General features: G+C 50.0%; 17 protein-coding genes. 13 read left to right on the forward strand and 4 right to left on the reverse strand.

The genetic code is table 11. The features are described 5' to 3' along the window. Positions 1-276: 276 nt before the first annotated feature. From rpoE to acpS, 11 genes are all read left to right on the forward strand, one after another. A complete protein-coding gene (rpoE, locus tag EH206_RS05665) occupies positions 277-852 on the forward strand; it encodes an RNA polymerase sigma factor RpoE (protein ID WP_009111831.1) in 576 nt (191 codons plus the stop codon). A gap of 56 nt (positions 853-908) precedes the next feature. After that, positions 909-1553, forward strand: coding sequence for an anti-sigma-E factor RseA (gene rseA, locus EH206_RS05670; RefSeq protein ID WP_009111832.1), 645 nt, complete (start codon positions 909-911; stop codon positions 1551-1553). After that, positions 1553-2506, forward strand: a complete 954-nt coding sequence (rseB, locus tag EH206_RS05675; RefSeq protein ID WP_009111833.1) for a sigma-E factor regulatory protein RseB — start codon at positions 1553-1555, stop codon at positions 2504-2506. Before rseA ends, rseB begins: the two co-directional genes overlap by 1 nt. After that, entirely contained in the window at positions 2506-2976 is a 471-nt protein-coding gene (gene rseC / locus EH206_RS05680) for a SoxR-reducing system protein RseC (protein ID WP_009111834.1), read from the forward strand. The genes rseB and rseC overlap by 1 nt, the downstream gene beginning before the upstream one ends. A 283-nt stretch (positions 2977-3259) precedes the next feature. Further along, entirely contained in the window at positions 3260-5059 is a 1800-nt protein-coding gene (gene lepA, locus EH206_RS05685; RefSeq protein WP_009111835.1) for a translation elongation factor 4, read from the forward strand. Positions 5060-5075: 16 nt separating this feature from the next. Further along, a complete protein-coding gene (gene lepB, locus EH206_RS05690; protein WP_009111836.1) occupies positions 5076-6035 on the forward strand; it encodes a signal peptidase I in 960 nt (319 codons plus the stop codon). A 178-nt stretch (positions 6036-6213) separates the two neighbouring features. Next, positions 6214-6894 (forward strand): ribonuclease III, encoded by a 681-nt coding sequence (gene rnc / locus EH206_RS05695; protein WP_009111837.1) that lies wholly within the window; start codon positions 6214-6216, stop codon positions 6892-6894. Further along, complete coding sequence (gene era, locus EH206_RS05700; protein WP_009111838.1) at positions 6891-7796, forward strand: GTPase Era; 906 nt, start codon at positions 6891-6893, stop codon at positions 7794-7796. Before rnc ends, era begins: the two co-directional genes overlap by 4 nt. 11 nt (positions 7797-7807) lie before the next feature. After that, positions 7808-8545, forward strand: coding sequence for a DNA repair protein RecO (gene recO, locus EH206_RS05705; protein WP_009111839.1), 738 nt, complete (start codon positions 7808-7810; stop codon positions 8543-8545). 80 nt (positions 8546-8625) lie between these two features. Continuing rightward, the gene (gene pdxJ / locus EH206_RS05710; RefSeq protein ID WP_009111840.1) at positions 8626-9360 is read left to right on the forward strand and encodes a pyridoxine 5'-phosphate synthase; all 735 of its coding nucleotides are present in this window, start codon (positions 8626-8628) and stop codon (positions 9358-9360) included. Continuing rightward, complete coding sequence (gene acpS / locus EH206_RS05715; RefSeq protein ID WP_009111841.1) at positions 9357-9737, forward strand: holo-ACP synthase; 381 nt, start codon at positions 9357-9359, stop codon at positions 9735-9737. The genes pdxJ and acpS overlap by 4 nt, the downstream gene beginning before the upstream one ends. A gap of 3 nt (positions 9738-9740) precedes the next feature. On the opposite strand, the gene EH206_RS05720 is transcribed toward acpS, so the two are convergent. Beyond that, entirely contained in the window at positions 9741-10001 is a 261-nt protein-coding gene (locus EH206_RS05720) for a YfhL family 4Fe-4S dicluster ferredoxin (RefSeq protein ID WP_009111842.1), read from the reverse strand. 362 nt (positions 10002-10363) lie between these two features. Here EH206_RS05720 and pdeH point away from each other — a divergent pair, with 362 nt between their 5' ends. Both pdeH and EH206_RS05730 read left to right on the forward strand, forming a co-directional pair. Next, entirely contained in the window at positions 10364-11155 is a 792-nt protein-coding gene (gene pdeH, locus EH206_RS05725) for a cyclic-guanylate-specific phosphodiesterase (protein WP_009111843.1), read from the forward strand. Positions 11156-11942: 787 nt separating this feature from the next. Beyond that, a complete protein-coding gene (locus EH206_RS05730; protein ID WP_009111844.1) occupies positions 11943-13460 on the forward strand; it encodes a sensor domain-containing protein in 1518 nt (505 codons plus the stop codon). Positions 13461-13517: 57 nt separating this feature from the next. On the opposite strand, the gene EH206_RS05735 is transcribed toward EH206_RS05730, so the two are convergent. The 3 genes from EH206_RS05735 to EH206_RS05745 form a co-directional block, all read right to left on the reverse strand. Then, a complete protein-coding gene (locus tag EH206_RS05735; protein ID WP_009111845.1) occupies positions 13518-14879 on the reverse strand; it encodes an HlyD family type I secretion periplasmic adaptor subunit in 1362 nt (453 codons plus the stop codon). After that, positions 14866-17052, reverse strand: coding sequence for a type I secretion system permease/ATPase (locus EH206_RS05740; protein WP_009111846.1), 2187 nt, complete (start codon positions 17050-17052; stop codon positions 14866-14868). Before EH206_RS05740 ends, EH206_RS05735 begins: the two co-directional genes overlap by 14 nt. Positions 17053-17180: 128 nt before the next feature. Further along, a complete protein-coding gene (locus tag EH206_RS05745; protein ID WP_009111847.1) occupies positions 17181-18536 on the reverse strand; it encodes a TolC family outer membrane protein in 1356 nt (451 codons plus the stop codon). Between the last annotated feature and the right edge of the window lie 382 nt (positions 18537-18918).

The following is an 18918-nucleotide window of genomic DNA, read 5'->3' on the forward strand; positions in this document are numbered from 1 at the left end:
TGTATAAATACCGCTCTCCTGGCAGGGCTGGTTCGTGCTAATGGCATGGATTTATCGTATGATCGACCCGGTGTGCCCGATGATAAATGAAAAAAACGACGAGTCGGCGCGACTCGTTATGGGCACGGTTAACCGCGGTAGGCGGAAGAAATTGGTTGCCCGGAACTTTATGCCATGCGTTGGCTCTAAGCTGGGGCTTGCTCTGGGTTATAACTATGTGATGGCTGGCAGTACTATTTTACGTGTGGAGAACGGTTTGAGGAGATATTACCTCGGATGAGCGAGCAGCTAGCAGATCAGGTCCTGGTAGAGCGGGTCCAGAAGGGCGATCAAAAATCGTTTAACCTACTGGTTATTCGCTATCAGCACAAGGTGGCGAGTCTGGTATCCCGTTACGTCCCTCAGGGGGACGTGCCAGATGTGGTACAGGAGTCGTTTATCAAGGCGTATCGCGCGCTGGAGTCATTTCGCGGCGATAGCGCTTTTTATACATGGTTGTATCGCATTGCGGTGAATACGGCGAAAAACTATCTGGTTGCCCAGGGTCGACGCCCGCCTTCCAGCGATATTGACGCCAATGATGCGGAGAACTATGAAAATGCCGGCGCATTGAAAGAAATATCGAACCCTGAGAATTTAATGTTGTCAGAGGAGTTAAGAAGCATCGTTTTCCGTACTATCGAGTCTTTGCCGGAGGATTTGCGCATGGCGATTACTTTGCGTGAGTTGGATGGATTAAGTTATGAAGAGATAGCCGTAATTATGGATTGTCCCGTCGGCACGGTTCGTTCCCGTATTTTCCGGGCGCGGGAAGCGATTGATAATAAAGTACAACCGCTTATTCAGCGTTAGCGAGTGGCAAACGCAGCGTATGATTAATGATGGATTTGACAGATAAGGGTGTGGGTATGCAGAAAGAGAAGCTTTCCGCTTTAATGGATGGTGAGGCAGTTGATTCCGAACTGCTGAGTGCCTTGTCGCGCGATGACAAGTTACAGCAAAGTTGGCAAAGTTATCATCTTATCCGCGACACATTGCGTGGAGATATTGGTGAAAATGTTATCCATCTGGATATCGCTTCACGGGTCGCTACCGCGATCGAGCAAGAGCCAGTGCGTCTGGTTCCCCAGGCGGTCCCCGAATCTCAGCCACATCCGCGGAGCTGGTCGCAACTGCCGTTCTGGCATAAAGTGCGACCGTGGGCCAGCCAACTGACTCAGATTGGCGTTGCGGCCTGCGTATCGCTGGCCGTGATTGTCGGGGTGCAGAATTACAGCCAAATCGGCGGCTCGGACGGCGTAACCGAGTCTGCGGCGTTCAGCACGCTACCGGCAATGGGAACGGCGTCTCCGGTCAGTCTGGGCGTGCCGTCGGAAAATGTGGCGGCTCAAGGTCAGCAGAAATCGGACGTGCAACGTAACCGCCTCAATGCTATTTTGCAGGATTATGAATTACAGCGCCGCCTGCACGCCGAACAACTCCAGCAGCATGACGATCAGCAAGCGGCGATTCAGGTTCCAGGAACTCAATCATTAGGAACTCAGCCTCGGTAATGAAGCCTGTCTGGTTTGCCGTCTGTTTACTGATTGGCAGTCTGTTTTATTCCACCATCGCCCCGGCGCAAACCGCGTCCGGGGCGTTGTTGCAACAAATGAACGGCGCCAGCCGTTCGTTAAACTATGAAATCTCTTTTATCAATATCACCCGTCAGGGGTTTGAGTCGGTGCGCTACCGTCACGCGGTGATTAACAACCGTTCATTGGCGCAGTTAATGTTTATGGACGGGCCGCGGCGCGAGATCGTGCAGCGGGGGAATGAAATCAGCTATTTCGATGCCGGTCTTGAGCCTTTTACCCTGTCGAGCGATCATATCGTCGATTCGTTGCCCTCGCTGGTCCACGCCGATTTTCAGAAAATCGCCCAATATTACGACTTTATTCCCGCCGACGGCCGCGTCCGCATCGCCGATCGCCTGGCCGTGGGGATCAGGATTATTTCACGGGATGCGACGCGCTACAGCTATGCGGTCTGGATGGATGCGGAGTCCAAATTGCCTTTGCGGGTCGATCTGCAGGATCGCAATGGCGAGCGTCTGGAACAATTCCTGGCGACCGCTTTAATCGTTGATGACGGCGTGGTAAACGCGCTGCGTCCGCTGGAAAATATTCGTCTTCCTCCCGCATTGTCGGCCCCCGCGACCGAAAACAAAGATTTTTCCTGGTCGGCGCAGTGGCTGCCGCTGGGAATGAAAGAGATTTCGCGCAGCCGCAGAGTATTGCCGGGAGCCACTCTCCCTATTGAAACGCGTTTGTACAATGACGGATTGTTCAGTTTTTCCATCAACGTCAGCCCCTCTTCCGAAGCGCGCGGTGAGCAGGCTGTCCGTACCGGAAGGCGTTCAATACATACCGAGGTTCGTGATAATAATGAGATCACCGTTGTCGGCGAGCTCCCGCCGGCCACGGCCAAGCGCGTGGCGGACAATGTTATCTTCAAGGCGCAATAATGATTAAAGAATGGGCGACGGTGGTTTCATGGCAGGACGGCATCGCGCTGCTGCGCTGTGAACAACGCTCCGGTTGCGGTAGCTGCCAGTCGCGATCCTCCTGTGGAACCTCGATATTGAACCAGTTAGGCGCGCCGGCCGAACATACGCTGTATGTGCCCTGCGCGCAGCCGCTGCAAAGCGGTCAGCGGGTTGAGCTGGGTATAGCCGAAGGGAGCCTGCTGCACTCCGCCGTCATGGTCTATTTTGTTCCTCTGCTGGGACTGTTCGCCGGTTCGGCGCTCTTCCAGGCTTTGTTCGCCAGTGAGCTTGCCGCCATTCTGGGCGCATTGATCGGCGGCGGGGCGGCTTTTTTCTCGGTGAAGCGCTGGGCGGGAAAGCTAGGGAAAAACAGCCGTTATCAGCCGGTTATTCTGCAAATTGCCCTTCCGGGCGAGTTATTGCAAATTAACACCGTAACCGAGTCATAGAATGAGGCGCGCGGGGAAAGAAAGATAACGCCGTCATTCCTCGCTTATTCCTCATTACTTTCGGCCGTTGTCATCGGTTTAACCTCTTCTTTCATCCTGTCGCGCCGTCATCCCGAATAAAACCGTCATAATCAAAGTTAATGCGCGGTACATGACTAGGTTTTCGGTCGTCCGGCATGTAGAATGCAGCGATTCAGGTGGAAGGTCATCGCTGCTGTTTTCACCCAATGCGCATGCCCATCGGCAAGAATTTCAGGAATATCAAGGTAGAAAAATTTTTATAATGAAGCATATACGAAATTTCTCCATTATTGCCCACATCGATCATGGTAAGTCGACATTATCCGACCGCATTATCCAGATTTGCGGTGGTTTAACCGAACGTGAAATGGCTGCGCAGGTTCTGGACTCAATGGATCTGGAGCGCGAGCGCGGTATAACCATTAAAGCGCAGAGTGTGACGCTGGATTACCAGGCGTCGGATGGGCAAACCTATCAGTTAAACTTCATTGATACTCCCGGACACGTCGACTTCTCTTATGAAGTTTCGCGCTCGCTGGCCGCTTGCGAAGGCGCTTTGCTGGTGGTTGATGCCGGCCAGGGAGTGGAAGCTCAGACGCTGGCGAACTGTTACACCGCGCTGGATATGGATTTGGAAGTGGTTCCGGTGCTCAACAAAATCGACCTGCCGGCCGCCGATCCGGATCGCGTCGCGCAGGAAATCGAAGATATTGTCGGCATTGATGCGACGGACGCCGTGCGCTGCTCGGCTAAAACCGGCGTCGGCGTGCCTGAAGTATTGGAGCGTCTGGTGCGGGACGTGCCGCCTCCTCAGGGGAGCGCGGAGGCGCCGTTGCAGGCGCTGATCATCGATTCCTGGTTTGATAACTATCTTGGCGTGGTTTCACTGGTGCGCATTAAAAATGGCTCGATGCGCAAAGGCGACAAGATCAAGGTCATGAGCACAGGGCAGGTTTATAACGCCGATCGGCTGGGTATTTTTACCCCGAAACGGGTCGACCGCGACGTGCTCAACTGTGGTGAGGTCGGCTGGCTGGTCTGCGCTATCAAAGATATTCTGGGCGCGCCGGTGGGCGATACGTTGACGCAGGCCCGTCAGCCGGCGGAAAAAGCGTTGCCGGGATTCAAAAAGGTCAAACCCCAGGTTTATGCCGGGCTATTCCCCATCAGCTCCGATGATTATGAAGCCTTCCGCGACGCATTGGGTAAGCTGAGCCTGAACGATGCTTCGCTGTTTTACGAACCTGAAAGCTCTACCGCGCTGGGTTTTGGTTTCCGCTGCGGCTTCCTTGGGTTGCTGCATATGGAGATCATTCAGGAGCGGCTGGAGCGCGAATACGATCTGGAACTGATTACCACCGCGCCTACGGTAGTCTATGAAGTTGAAACCACCTCCGGTGAAACGGTTTACGTCGACAGCCCGTCGAAGCTGCCGCCGTTGAATAATATTCAGGAGTTGCGTGAGCCCATCGCCGAATGCCAAATGCTGATGCCGCAGGAATATCTGGGCAACGTCATCACGCTGTGCATTGAGAAGCGTGGCGTACAGACCAATATGGTCTATCACGGTAATCAGGTGGCGCTGACGTATGACATTCCGATGGCGGAAGTGGTGCTCGACTTCTTTGACCGCCTGAAATCGACGTCGCGCGGCTACGCCTCGCTGGACTATAACTTCAAACGCTTTCAGGCGTCGGATATGGTACGGGTGGATGTACTTATCAACGCCGAGCGTGTCGATGCATTGGCGTTGATTACCCACCGCGATAACGCACAGTACCGCGGTCGCGATCTGGTGGAAAAAATGAAAGAACTGATCCCGCGTCAGCAGTTTGATATTGCGATTCAGGCGGCGATCGGCAACCACATTATCGCCCGTTCCACCGTAAAGCAGTTGCGCAAGAACGTGCTGGCGAAATGTTACGGCGGTGACGTCAGCCGTAAGAAAAAGCTGTTGCAGAAACAGAAAGACGGTAAGAAACGGATGAAGCAGGTGGGCAACGTTGAGTTACCGCAGGAAGCCTTCCTGGCTATTTTGCACGTTGGCAAAGACAACAAATAGATCCTGAGGAGTTGGCATGGCCAATATGTTTGCCGTAATTTTGGCGTTGGTAACGCTGGTCACGGGCATTGTCTGGTGCTTTGAACGCTTTATGTGGGCGCCGGCGCGCCGGAAAAAATTTGCGGCATCGAATGGGCTGGCGGATGACGATACGTTGTCAAAAGCCGCGACGCAACCCGGATGGATTGAAACGGTCGCTTCGGTATTTCCGGTGGTGGCGCTGGTATTAATTGTGCGCTCGTTTATTTATGAGCCGTTTCAGATCCCATCCGGTTCAATGATGCCCGCATTGCTGATCGGTGATTTCATACTGGTAGAGAAATATGCTTACGGTATTAAAGAACCCTTCACGCAGCAGACCTTAATCGAGACGGGCCATCCCAAGCGCGGCGACGTCGCGGTATTTAAATATCCGTCCGATCCGAAAGTGGATTTTATCAAACGGGTGGTTGGGGTGCCGGGCGATCGCGTCAGCTATAATCCCCTGAGCAAGCAGGTTACCATTCACCCAGCCTGCGATGGTCAGCAAATTTGTGATAAAGCGCTGGCGGTAACCTATAATGATATTCAGCCCAGCGACTTCGTTCAGACATTCAATCAGCCAGGATTGGAGTCCCGCAGCGGGTTTTATCAGATTCCGGCGCATGAAAATAACGCCGATGGCGTCCGCCTGGGCATACGTAAAGAGTCATTGGGCAATGTGACGCACAATATCCTGATTGTTCCCGGCGTGCAGGACCAGCTTGGCGGATATTATCAGCAGCCGCAACAACAGCTCGCCACCTGGGTTGTGCCCGCCGGGCATTATTTCATGATGGGGGATAACCGCGATAACAGCCTGGATAGCCGTTATTGGGGCTTTGTACCGGAAAGAAATCTTGTCGGGAAAGCCACCGCCATCTGGATGAGCTTTGAAAAACAGGAAGGTGAGTGGCCTACCGGAGTTCGGTTGAGCCGAATTGGCGGTATTCACTGATTGAGGTGATAAACACGCAGCATTATTACGCTGTCCGTTGTAGAATATTTCCAGATATGAGCTAAAGCTCCCGGTCGGGAGCTAATGCAAACGAAACAGCTTTGGCTGATGGTTGACAAACCAGGGCTGTTCCGTGTGCAGTTGTTTTTGACGCATTGTTGATCTCTATTGGTAACACATGAATCCCATCCTAATAAACCGTTTACAAAGAAAGCTGGGCTATACTTTTCAGCAGTACGAACTTTTGTTACAGGCCCTGACACATCGGAGTGCCAGCAGTAAGCATAACGAACGACTCGAATTTCTGGGCGATTCCATTCTGAGTTTTGTTATCGCCAACGCGCTATACCATCGCTTTCCCAAGGTGGATGAAGGGGATATGAGCCGTATGCGTGCGACTCTGGTGCGCGGTAATACCCTGGCGGAAATTGCGCGTGAATTCGAGTTGGGCGAGTGCCTGCGTTTGGGGCCGGGTGAGTTAAAGAGCGGAGGTTTTCGGCGTGAATCCATTCTGGCGGACACGGTAGAAGCGCTGATCGGCGGTATTTTTCTCGATAGTGATATTCAGACCATTGAGCGTTTGATCCTGAATTGGTATCAAAGCCGGCTGGATGAAATCAGCCCTGGCGATAAGCAAAAAGATCCAAAAACGCGGTTGCAGGAGTTTTTGCAGGGGCGTCATTTACCGCTGCCGACCTATTTGGTGGTTCAGGTGCGCGGTGAAGCGCACGATCAGGAGTTTACCATTCACTGCCAGGTCAGTGGGTTTAGTGAATCGGTCATCGGCACTGGTTCGAGCCGCCGCAAGGCTGAGCAGGCCGCGGCGGAACAAGCGTTGAAAAAACTGGAGCTTGAATGAGTGAAGAACAGACATACTGCGGTTTTGTCGCGATTGTCGGCCGGCCTAACGTTGGTAAATCCACATTATTGAATCAGCTGCTGGGGCAGAAGATTTCCATTACCTCGCGTAAACCCCAGACAACACGCCACCGTATTATGGGTATTCATACCGAAGGGCCGTATCAGGCTATCTACGTGGACACCCCGGGACTGCATATCGAGGAAAAACGGGCTATCAATCGCCTGATGAACCGTGCCGCCAGTAGCTCTATCGGGGATGTGGAACTGATTATCTTTGTCGTCGAAGGTACGCACTGGAACGACGATGATGAAATGGTGCTGAATAAGCTGCGCGACCAGAAACATCCTGTCCTGCTGGCGATCAATAAAGTGGATAACGTCACGGATAAAACCAAGCTGTTGCCGCATATTCAGTTTATCAGCCAGCAAATGAACTTCCTGGATGTGGTGCCGATATCGGCGGAGAAGGGCACCAACGTCGATACCATCGCCGGCATTGTGCGTAAGCATTTACCGCAGGCAACCCATCACTTCCCGGAAGATTACATCACCGATCGCTCGCAGCGGTTTATGGCTTCAGAAATTATTCGTGAAAAGCTGATGCGCTTTCTGGGGGAAGAACTGCCGTATTCGGTGACGGTGGAAATTGAACGCTTCGTGACCAATGAACGGGGCGGCTATGACATCAATGGCTTGATTCTGGTTGAGCGCGAAGGCCAGAAAAAAATGGTGATCGGCAATAAAGGCAGCAAGATCAAAACCATTGGCACCGAGGCGCGTCATGACATGGAAGAGATGTTTGAAGCCAAGGTTCACCTCGAATTATGGGTAAAAGTAAAATCAGGCTGGGCGGATGACGAACGCGCCCTGCGCAGCCTGGGTTACAGTGAAGACCTGTAAGGCTCATGCCGATGGAAGGCTGGCAACGCGCATTTGTCTTGCATGGGCGACCTTATAGCGAAACCAGTTTATTGCTGGATTTGTTCAGCGAAAATGACGGACGGGTTCGGGTTCTGGCTAAAGGCGCCCGGGCCCGGCGTTCCAGCCTGAAAGGCTGTTTACAGCCTTTCACCCCTCTGCTGGTACGCTGGAGCGGGCGGGGTGAAATGAAAACCTTACGCAATGCCGAGCCGGTGTCATTGGCGCTTCCTCTTAGCGGTATCATGCTGTATAGCGGTTTATACGTGAATGAGCTTCTGGTGCGCGTTCTGGAACACGAAACCAATTATTCCGCGCTTTTCTTTGATTATCTCAATTGCCTACAACAGCTTGCCTCTCAGAATGCCGCGCCTGAGCCGGCGTTGCGCCGTTTTGAACTCGCCTTGCTGGGGAACCTGGGGTATGGCGTGGATTTTTTGCACTGTGCGGGGAGCGGCGAGCCGGTAGCCGATACCATGACCTATCGCTACCGTGAAGAGAAGGGGTTTATCGCCAGTTTGATCGTCGATAACTCTAGCTTTACCGGCTACGAGCTGCGTGCGCTGGCAGCGCGGGAATTTCCTGATTCGGAAACGTTACGCGCCGCCAAACGCTTTACCCGCATGGCATTGAAACCCTATCTCGGCGGTAAGCCGCTGAAAAGTCGCGAACTGTTCCGCCAGTTCGTTCCCAGGTTCAATTTACCGAAAACCCCGTCTTCCGATAAATAATCCCGCTTCTCTTGTACCTGGAAATAGGCACATCGGTGTAAACTGCCTCGTATTACGTCTTAATTTATCGAGGATTTACCATGGCTGAGTTGCTATTGGGCGTTAATATCGATCATATCGCCACCCTGCGGAATGCCCGCGGTACGGCCTACCCGGATCCGGTGCAGGCTGCGTTTTTGTCTGAACAGGCGGGAGCCGATGGGATTACCGTCCACCTGCGTGAAGACCGGCGCCATATCACCGATCGCGATGTACGTATCCTGCGCCAGACCATTCAAACCCGGATGAATCTGGAAATGGCGGTGACCGAGGAAATGGTGAACATTGCCTGTGAGCTGAAGCCCCATTTTTGCTGCCTGGTGCCAGAAAAACGTCAGGAGGTGACGACCGAGGGCGGACTGGATGTTGCCGGCCAGCAGGAAAAAATGAACCATGCGGTGGCCGGATTAAGTCGCGCGGGGATCCTGGTTTCCCTGTTTATTGATGCCGATAAACGGCAAATCGACGCCGCGGTTGCCAGCGGCGCGCCCTATATTGAAATCCATACCGGCGCTTACGCCGATGCCGTTGATGAGCAGGCCCGGCAATATGAATTTGAGCGTATCCGCGAGGCCGCCTCCTATGCGGCAGGAAAAGGATTGAAAGTGAATGCCGGCCACGGTCTGACGTATCATAACGTGCAGGCTATTGCCGCTTTGCCGGAAATGCACGAGTTGAATATCGGCCATTCCATTATCGGACGGGCGGTGATGAGCGGATTGAGCGCCGCGGTGGCTGAAATGAAGTCGCTGATGCGGGAAGCTCGCCGCCAATGAGCATTCTTGGGCTGGGAACGGATATCGTCGAGATTGCCCGTATCGCATCGGTCATTGAACGTTCAGGCGAGCGACTGGCCCGCCGCATCCTGACCGAGAATGAGTGGTTGCAATATCAGCGGCACCAGCAGCCGGTGCGTTTTCTTGCCAAACGTTTCGCCGTTAAGGAAGCGGCTGCGAAAGCCTTTGGCACCGGAATTCGTAATGGACTGGCTTTTGCTCAGTTTGAGGTATTTAACGACGAATTGGGGAAACCTTGCCTGCGTTTTTTCGCCAGCGCTGCCGAATTGGCTGCTCATCTGGGGGTGAGGCGCGTACACGTTACCCTGGCTGATGAGCGGCATTACGCTTGCGCCACGGTGATTATCGAAGATTAAGGCTTACAGTCGGTCACCGTGGTGCATCAATACGTATTTTTCCCACAGTTGCTCATTTTCTTCCCGGTGAGCAGGATCTTTGATGATGGTGTTGTCGATCGGACACACTTTCTGACAGGTAGGGGTGTCGTAATGCCCGACACATTCGGTGCAGCGGTCGGCATCGATTTCGTAGATGTCCAGCCCCATTGAGATGGCCTGGTTAGGACATTCGGGTTCACACATATCGCAATTGATACATTTATGAGTGATGAGCAACGCCATGATGATCTTCTACCTTACAAACAGGGCGCAGATTATACCTGCTACAGGCGGTTTAAACACCTCCAACCGTCGTTCATGAACAAACAGATAGTGAAGTTACAGGGTAAAATGACCATCTGTTCATTAAATTGGTTGTGGATTTATCCTTTAGACTATGGAAATCAGCCAATATGACTGTGACTATCAGGTTCTAATTTGCTGATTTATAAGTTAAATTAAGTTGGTTATCGCCTCGCTGCCGCAATGTTCGCAGGATTGCGAACATTGCGGTTATCGGTAGCTCAGATAAAGTTTGTTTTTGGAGAGTCGATAACGGTACATACCTGTATGATATGATTTTTCTAACTAATAGTGTCAGTCTAATGGCGGATCTCATAGTGCAACAGGAAGGGAATTTTAATCAGTTTGAGCTATTGTATCCCCAGCAGGAGAACGCTGAACCAGCGGATCCCGACTACTGGCTTCATTGCCAACGGCGGTACAAATTTCAGCCAATTTACCGAACATCCGGTAAGCTGATGGCTATTGAATTGTTAACCTCGGTTTTTGCTCCTTCCTTGCCACAAAAATTTATTTCTCCTGAAAAATATTTTGCCAACATCAACGTTGAAGCGCGTCTGCAAATCATTATAGAACAACTGCAACTTTTATCGCATTGGCATCAGCGCTTTATCCGTGACGAACTGCTCGCATCGGTCAATATTGACGGTTCGACGCTGCTGGCTTTACAACAGAGCGGTGAAGCAAAAAGGCTCATCACCTCGATGCCCTGGATTCGTTTCGAGATGGTTGAAAATCAGGGGGGATTGCCGAAAGAGATCTTAACCAGGCTTCCTGAAGCTCAAACGCTATGGTTGGATGATTTTGGCTGCGGCATGGCGAATTTTTCATCATTAATGTTAGCGCAATATGACTGTATTAAAGTCGCTCGTGAACTGTTTATTCTGTTACAGCAAAGCGGAGAAGGGCGTGAGGTTTTCCCTGCGCTGATCGCCTTGCTCGCCCGTTTTTGCAACTATGTGGTTATCGAAGGCATTGAAACCAAGGAAGAGTGGGCGATTGTCAAAGCATCCCATGCGGACGCTGCCCAGGGGTACTATCTTTCACGTCCGCAATCGTTTGATAACTTCGATACGCTAAGCTCTGAATTCTAGAGGAGGATTTTAATTCTATCCTGGCGTATTTAATAATACCTTTGTAATATCTGCTATTCCAAATCACCTCCCTTCCTGTATCTCTCCCGAACTTCATTACCGCGGCTAATGTTTGCTCGCGCCAAGAAAAGTGTACGCATCGTAATTACGCTATTAATATTGGTTAATGCAACATATTGTTTCGTAAATTTAATAAATATTGTTTTTTTATTTCCATTATTTTGTTAATTTTAGGTTTTTATATTGTTAGCGAGTGAGGTGGTGTTTTTTTATGGATTTTTTAGTCGCCATGCGGTTAACCTGTCAGATAATTTTTCCTTGAATTTAATTGTTTGATTATTAAGAATAAAATAATCAATGTTTGTTACTGACGATCGAAAATCACTTTATGATAGATTTTATTGATTAAAATGGTGATATTTATTGGTATAATTGATTTGCTTACAAAAAATTGATGTTCAAAATATATCAGCATGTGATCCGTGGAATATTTCTTAATTCCATTAGCGGAACTTATAATGCAAACAATTCCTAATATAAAATTAAAACGATTTTTTGATGTTTTTATTGTTATTTACACACAATGGTAGGCGAGGATTCTATGTTGATGTTTCTATGTTTCTGAATTTTCCAGCTGTCTGGAGCATTTTTTCTTTCATCCTTTCTGCTCTCCGGAAATGTGCCAATCCTGAAAATCGACGGGATAGGGATCTGTTACCGGGATTTTTCGTCATCAGTGCTGTGATTAGTACGATCAGGACCGCTCGGGCCTGAGGAGAGTGTTATTGTGTATGAAATTATAATAACCATATTACTACTAGTTATATTTTTTTCTTCTGTAAAGAATAGAAAAATAAAACAAAAGTTTAACTCTGAGCAGAAAAAACAAGATTTTCTAAACATGATTTTCTTTGCGACGGAATATAGTCCTGCTTCTATTATGATCGCGGATGAAAATTGTGAAATTATTTACGTTAATCGGCAGTTTATTACCATGTCCGGCTATATGCTGGACGAAGTTATTGGCAAAAAAACGAATATATTAAAATCAGGTATGACTAACGCGGCTGTCTATGAGGATCTTTGGTCGACCATAAATAAAGGCGATATTTGGAGCGGCGAGTTTGTTAACCGCCGAAAAGATGGACAGCTGTATTGGGAAAAGGCCAATATCGTTAAAATATATAATAAAGCAAACAATTCAACTCAATACGTTGGCGTTAAGCTTGATATCACCGAGAGAAAAACGCAAGAGCATCATGATAACTCCTATAATCGGGCATTAGAGCTTTTATCAAGCGGGGCGCCGTTAAAAGATATTCTTGATGCGATTATCTTTAGCGTGGAAGAAAAAAATCCCGGCCGTATCGTATGTTCGGTATTGCTGGTTGATAAAGACAAGAAATGCCTGACGTTAGGGTCGGCCCCCAGTTTACCGGGTTTCTATAAAAACGCGATTCATAACGTCAAGATTGCCGATGGCGTCGCCTCCTTTGGAACGGCAGCTTATACTGGAAAACGCGTAATAGCGGATGATATCTCTACTCATCCCCACTGGTCTCTTTATAAAGGCCTGGCTTTATACGCAGGTTTGCGATCATGCTGGTCTGAACCCATTTATGGGCAGAACAAAGAAGTATTAGGCGTGCTGAGTGTTTATCACCGAAAAGTATATGTTCCTAATGATGAAGAAATTTTTTCTATCGAAAAATCTGCCCAGCTCATCTCTATCGCCATTGAACGATACCGGGCTATTGATATGCTGCGCCGCAGCGAAGAGCACTACCGCCAGTTGGCGCATTATGATTCATTGACGTCGCTGGCGAATGGTTTAACGTTTGCGGAGCAAATGGAGCAGGCGATATTGTTGTCCAAGCAAACCGGCAGAAAGATTGCGTTGATGTTCCTCGATCTGGATAAATTTAAACAGATAAATGATTCTTTCGGACATGCGGTCGGCGATTTGTTATTAAAAGAAGCGGCAGTGCGGATGCGCAGTGCGGTAAGAGATTCCGATACGGTATATCGGCGCAGCGGCGATGAGTTTATTATCTTGCTGCAAGGTATCAAGGAAGTCGACAACACGCTGTATGTTGCTGATAAGATTCATCACGCTTTAAATGAACCCTTTGATATCGAAGGGAAAAAACTTGATATATCCTGTAGCATCGGCATCGCGCTGTATCCGGAGCACGGCACCGATTCCCTGACTCTGGCAATTAATGCGGACTCCGCTATGTATCAGGCAAAAGCGATGGGGCGTAGTCAGACGCAAATTTATCATGATTCGAATAACCATCAATAACGCGATGGCGGCGTGGGTTGAATAAAATCGCTCTCAATGCGGAAGAGCGTTTCCCATTTATCTTTCCCGCAGTGATTCGGCCCGGGCGCGGATGATAGGTTTCAACAGGTAGCTGAGGATCGTTTTCTTCCCTGTCATGATATCAACCGATGCCACCATGCCGGGAATAATAAGCAGCGGTTTCTCAGCGCTTCCCAGATAGTTTTTATCCGTACGCAAACGAATAATATAAAAACTATTGCCGTCTTTATCCGTCACCGTATCCGGACTAATTTGCACCAACTGACCTTTCAGCCCGCCATAGATAGTGTAATCATAAGCGGTGAATTTAATAATGGCTTCCTGACCGGGATGGAGAAAAGCGATATCCTGAGGACGGATTCTGGTCTCGACCAGCAAGTTGTCATCCAGCGGAACAATCTCCACTAAATCACTTCCTGGCTGAATCACGCCGCCAATGGTATTAACCAGAATTTGCTGCACAATACCGCGTACCGGTGAAACGACCAGCGTACGATTAACCCGGTCTTCCAGTGCCTTGCCGGTGGCGGTGATTTTGTTCAGGTTAGTCTGGGCCTCGTTCAACTGCACTAAAGCCTCGCTTTTATAACGTCCTCTGGTCTCCTGAATCTTGTTCTCGATCTCTTTGATGGCCGATTCGGCTCGGGGAATAGACAGCGTGACGGATTCAAGCTGGCCTTTGGTTTCCACTTCGGCGCGCCGCAGGCGCAGCACTTCCACTTTGGAGATGGCGCCTTCGGCGATTAGTGGCTCAGACATCCTGATTTCTTGCTGCAGCAGATTCAGGCTGTTGCGGAACTGGGTCTGTTTGGCGGAGAAATCCCGCAACTCCTGCCGGCGTTGTATCAGTTGTTCTTCCAACCCGGATATTTCATTGTGGAATTGCTGACGTCTGCTGTTATATAACTCCCGCTCGCCGTTGGCCACTTCCGGCGACAGTTCGGCTATATTGGCTGATAACGTTAAATCACGATCGTTAATTTCGGCATTCAGGCGCTCAATCCGCAAAATCAAAGCCAGCCGGTCTGCTTCGGTTTCTCCTACGTTGGAGGCAAAACGGGTATCGTCAAGCCGCAGTAGTGGATCGCCGGCCTGAACCACCTGACCTTCATGGATAAATAGTTCGGTGACAATACCGCCTTCGAGGTTCTGAATCTTTTGTAACCGCGAGGACGGTATCGCCTTACCGTCACCGCGGGTGACTTCGTCTACGTTGGCAAATGCCGCCCATAGGATGAAAAACAGGAAAAAGGCGCCGATGCTCCATAGCGTGATGCGAATAACCCGGGGGGAGTCTTCCACCATGGCATTACTGACTGCGGTCATGGCCTGAAGGTCGTCGTCGTCACGCCCGACAAAATAACGCCTGATGCGCGTAGCATATTCAACGAGACGCATTGATCTGTCCTTTCTTTAAGGCATCCATCACGATGGCCTTCGGACCATCGGCAATAATGCGTCCTTTATCAACAATAACCAAACGATCGACCAGCGACAGCATGGACGCCCGGTGCGTCACCAATAACAGCGTTTTATTGGCGACCACGGGCGCCAACGCATTTTTCAACCGATCTTCACTGGTGTTATCCATGGAACTGGTGGGTTCGTCAAAAATTAGAATCGGCGGATCGAGCAACAGGGCTCTGGCTAGTGCGACCGCCTGGCGCTGGCCGCCGGAGAGCTGCTGACCGCGCTCACCAACCTGCAGGTTGTAACCATCCGGATGCAGGCGGGCAAATTCATTAACGCCTGCTATCTCTGCCGCCTGCAGCATGGTTTCATCTTCAACGTAGCGGGCTCCGCTGACCAGGTTATCGCGCAGCGACCCGCTGAACAGCTGAATGTCCTGCGGAACATAGCCGATATTGTGCCGGAGATCGCTGACATCCAACTGGCGTACATCCACGCCATCGATAAGAATATTACCGGCATTGGCCTGATAGAGATTGACAATCAGTTTCTGCAGCGAGCTCTTACCCGAGCCGCTGCGCCCGATAATGCCGACTTTCTCACCCGCCGCGATGGCGATATTTATCCCCTGCAGAGAGCTGTTTTTCTGCTCGGGATAATTGAACGACACATCGCGAAACTCGATGCTGCCGCGAATGCTTTCCCGCTTCAATGGGCGTTCATTATCACTGCGTTCCTGCGGCAACTGCATCATTTGTTCCGTCGTGTCCATCGTCAGACGGGCTTGCTGGTAACGGGTAACCAGCCCGGACAGTTGTCCCAGCGGTATCAGCGCCCGGCCATTCAGCATATAGCAGGCGATTAATCCCCCCATGCTGAGTTTGCCGTTAATTAACAGATATACGCCGACCACAATGATGGCGACGCCTGCAAATTGCTGGATCCACTGGGTCAGATTAACCGCCAGCGATGACAGCGTCTTGGCGTGCATTTCCAGCCGACTAAGGCTTCCTATGGTTTGTTCCCACTGATATTGTCGTTCGCTTTCCGCGTTGTTAACTTTTATCGCATCGAGACTGCTCAATGTTTCGATCAGCGTTGCCTGCCGCTCACTGGCAAGATGCATGGTTTTTTCAATGGCTGACGTTAGCGGCCTTTGTAACGCCCAACTGGCCAGTAAAGCGATAGGGTAGGCGAGTATGGAAACCCAGACCAACGGCCCGCCGATAATACCGATAACCAGCAGCAGCAATAATGTGAAGGGGAAATCAATAAGGGTTGTCAGCGTTAACGAAGAAAGAAAGTCTCTGAGCGATTGAAACTCATGGATATTTTGAGCAAAGTTACCCACCCGAGCCGGACGGGCTTTCATCGACATGCCGGTGATGCGTTCAAACAGTGTGGCTGAAATAATCAGATCGGTTTTTTTGCCGGCGATATCAAGACAAATGCCGCGCAGCGTTTTCAATATCAAATCAAAAATAAACGCCCCGGTAATGCCAATCGCCAACACCCATAAGGTTGCCGTCGCCTGATTGGGAACCACCCGGTCATAGACATTCATAATAAACAGCGGCGTCGCCAGGGCGATGATATTAATCAGCAAGCTGGCGAGCACCGCGTCCATGTAAAGAAAACGCGACAGTTTGAGCGTATCCTTGAACCAGGATTTGGTGCGGGGGATCAGGGAGTCGGACTGGATATCAAACTGATGGCGGGGTTGGGCGAACATCACCAGCCCCAGATAGTTCTGCTGCAATGTATGGCGATCGACGGTAATTTCCCCGCCTTCCGTTTCACTGGGCATGATGCGGGCGCTGCCGTCGGCATTCCAGCCCAGTAAAATTGCCGCTCCTCCCTCACGCAATAGCAACATCGCCGGAAGCGACATGGCAGCAATTTTGTCCAGCGGGCGCTTAAGCACTCTGCCTTGCAATCCTGCGCGCGCTGCGGCCCTGGAGAGTAATTTTACCGACAGGCGCTGGTTGGCAAGGGGTAATCCGGCGGTTAACGTTGCTCTACTGACTGATTTACCCTGTAAAGAACAAAGTATCAGCAAACTATCCAACAATGGATCGTCATGACGGCTACGAGGATCGCTATGTTCATGGGCAACCGATTCATCAGGGTTATTGGTATCGTGAGCAGAATGCAACTTCATTTAGCTGAATTTTTCCTTACGCAACGCATCTCTGCAGTTGATAATAGGCAAATAGGCGGTTTCCCTACCTGCGAAATGGGACATCGATATACCAAACATGGTTTATCGGTATCGAATAGTCCAATAGATTAATTCAATCCGGGTAATTCTGCGTGAGTCGTCACGTTAGTCAGACTATTACCAGCCGTCGGCGCAGGGATTGATAAACTATTTAATAAATTCCCCATACGTGATTTTATCCGATATTCGCTAAACAGGGCAGTAAATCGAACTTCCTCCAGGCGTCTCTGTGCGGTAAATAGCTCATTTTCACTGTCCAGCAAGTCCAGCAGCGTTCTTTCACCCAGGCTGAACTGTTTCTGGTAAGCGGTGCGTACTCTCCTGCTGCGCTCGGCATATTCTGCGGCGATAGGCAACTGCTGACGAGCATTATTTAAAGCAGACCATGCCAGGCGCAGCTCTTCATTAAGCAGTCTCAGGGAGTTATTTCTTATGTCCTGCGCCTCTTTGATTTGATAAGCCTTTGATTCCATATTAGCTTTACCGCTACCGCCTTCGTACAGATTGTAGCGCATTCTTAACATCGCCTGCCATTCGTTGTTGTGACCGCGAGCGCCATCGACGTTGTTATCCATACTGCGCGCCAGCTCAATATTTACCCGCGGGTAAAAGGTGGATTTTGCCGCTTCGTACTGCTGTGTAGTCGCCTCAATGTCGGATTCGGCGGATTTTAACGTCGGATTATTCGCCAGCATGATGCGGCGAGCTTCTTCCAGCGAAACGGGTAGGGTAATGGTGGCATCGTTCGGAACAGCAAGATTATCCGGCTCTTTACCGACCACGCTATAGTAATTGGTCCGGGCGTCATCGAGATTGGTTTTTTCCGTCAATACGTTATTACGGGCCTGGGCCAGACGGGCTTCCGCCTGCTCCAGATCGGCAAGGCGACCGACGCCCTGCTCACTACGCAGCTTTATCTGATCGTAGATACGTTCATGGTTGGCAAGATTGGCTTCCGCGAGACGGACAAATTCCTGGCGCTGTAACACATCAAGGTAAACCTGCACGGCATCCAATGCTGTGGTTTCGCTGGAGCTCAGCACGTTATAGGCTCGGGAATTCACCGTGGCCCGTTGCCGCCCGACCTCGCTGGAAGTGGCAAAACCGTCAAAAACCATCTGGCTGACGTTGATGCCGGATTCGCTGCGCCTCAATTCGACACGGTGATTGCCGCTGGAACGCGTCGAGGCGCTGTCCGTTTCTTCACGGCCGATACCGGCATTTAACGTTACGGAAGGAAGATATGCTCCTTTGGCCGCACGTAAATCATGATCGGCAGAGAAACGGCTATTAATTGAGGCGCTAACTTCAGGATGGGTATTGAGCGAGTGTTTAATTGCATCCTGAATAGTATCCGCGTGAGTATAATTAGTAAAAGCGGTAATGAAAAGTAATGTAGAGAATCTATATTTGTTAGAGGACATGGTGTTATTTTCCTTCACAAATGTTGATTTTGTGATTATTCCTATTTCCGTGAACGGTTGCGATATTAATAATTTTCCGGCTAATTTAATTTTAAATATATTAATATCAGTAATTTAGCTCTTGTGTAAGAAAATGAAATTTTCCTGAGATATCTTAATTACTCAAGATGAGTAAAGTTCTGGAAAGAATATTCTGAATTTTTTATTATATTGGTCATCGAGTCAAGAGATTGACGCATAAGAAAGCCGATTTACGGTGACGCCTCAATAATTTATCAGGACGATACACAGCAAGCTCCATCCGTCAGGATAACGTCCTGATTCTATTGCCAAAATTTATCAGCAACATAAAAATAATGATAAATATCAAGGGGAAAATATT

Origin of the sequence: Brenneria nigrifluens DSM 30175 = ATCC 13028, from assembly GCF_005484965.1 — a bacterium.
Lineage (GTDB): Bacteria > Pseudomonadota > Gammaproteobacteria > Enterobacterales > Enterobacteriaceae > Brenneria > Brenneria nigrifluens.

What these genes read in the sequence shown, in the direction of transcription:
- rnc (WP_009111837.1), top strand. Translation starts at nt 6,214, where the DNA reads ATGAATCCCATCCTAATAAACCGTTTACAAAGAAAGCTGGGCTATACT.
- EH206_RS05720 (WP_009111842.1), bottom strand. Translation starts at nt 10,001, where the DNA reads ATGGCGTTGCTCATCACTCATAAATGTATCAATTGCGATATGTGTGAA.
- pdxJ (WP_009111840.1), top strand. Translation starts at nt 8,626, where the DNA reads ATGGCTGAGTTGCTATTGGGCGTTAATATCGATCATATCGCCACCCTG.
- EH206_RS05745 (WP_009111847.1), bottom strand. Translation starts at nt 18,536, where the DNA reads ATGTCCTCTAACAAATATAGATTCTCTACATTACTTTTCATTACCGCT.
- recO (WP_009111839.1), top strand. Translation starts at nt 7,808, where the DNA reads ATGGAAGGCTGGCAACGCGCATTTGTCTTGCATGGGCGACCTTATAGC.
- lepB (WP_009111836.1), top strand. Translation starts at nt 5,076, where the DNA reads ATGGCCAATATGTTTGCCGTAATTTTGGCGTTGGTAACGCTGGTCACG.
- lepA (WP_009111835.1), top strand. Translation starts at nt 3,260, where the DNA reads ATGAAGCATATACGAAATTTCTCCATTATTGCCCACATCGATCATGGT.
- EH206_RS05740 (WP_009111846.1), bottom strand. Translation starts at nt 17,052, where the DNA reads ATGAAGTTGCATTCTGCTCACGATACCAATAACCCTGATGAATCGGTT.
- rseA (WP_009111832.1), top strand. Translation starts at nt 909, where the DNA reads ATGCAGAAAGAGAAGCTTTCCGCTTTAATGGATGGTGAGGCAGTTGAT.
- rseB (WP_009111833.1), top strand. Translation starts at nt 1,553, where the DNA reads ATGAAGCCTGTCTGGTTTGCCGTCTGTTTACTGATTGGCAGTCTGTTT.
- acpS (WP_009111841.1), top strand. Translation starts at nt 9,357, where the DNA reads ATGAGCATTCTTGGGCTGGGAACGGATATCGTCGAGATTGCCCGTATC.
- rpoE (WP_009111831.1), top strand. Translation starts at nt 277, where the DNA reads ATGAGCGAGCAGCTAGCAGATCAGGTCCTGGTAGAGCGGGTCCAGAAG.
- EH206_RS05735 (WP_009111845.1), bottom strand. Translation starts at nt 14,879, where the DNA reads ATGCGTCTCGTTGAATATGCTACGCGCATCAGGCGTTATTTTGTCGGG.
- pdeH (WP_009111843.1), top strand. Translation starts at nt 10,364, where the DNA reads ATGGCGGATCTCATAGTGCAACAGGAAGGGAATTTTAATCAGTTTGAG.
- era (WP_009111838.1), top strand. Translation starts at nt 6,891, where the DNA reads ATGAGTGAAGAACAGACATACTGCGGTTTTGTCGCGATTGTCGGCCGG.
- rseC (WP_009111834.1), top strand. Translation starts at nt 2,506, where the DNA reads ATGATTAAAGAATGGGCGACGGTGGTTTCATGGCAGGACGGCATCGCG.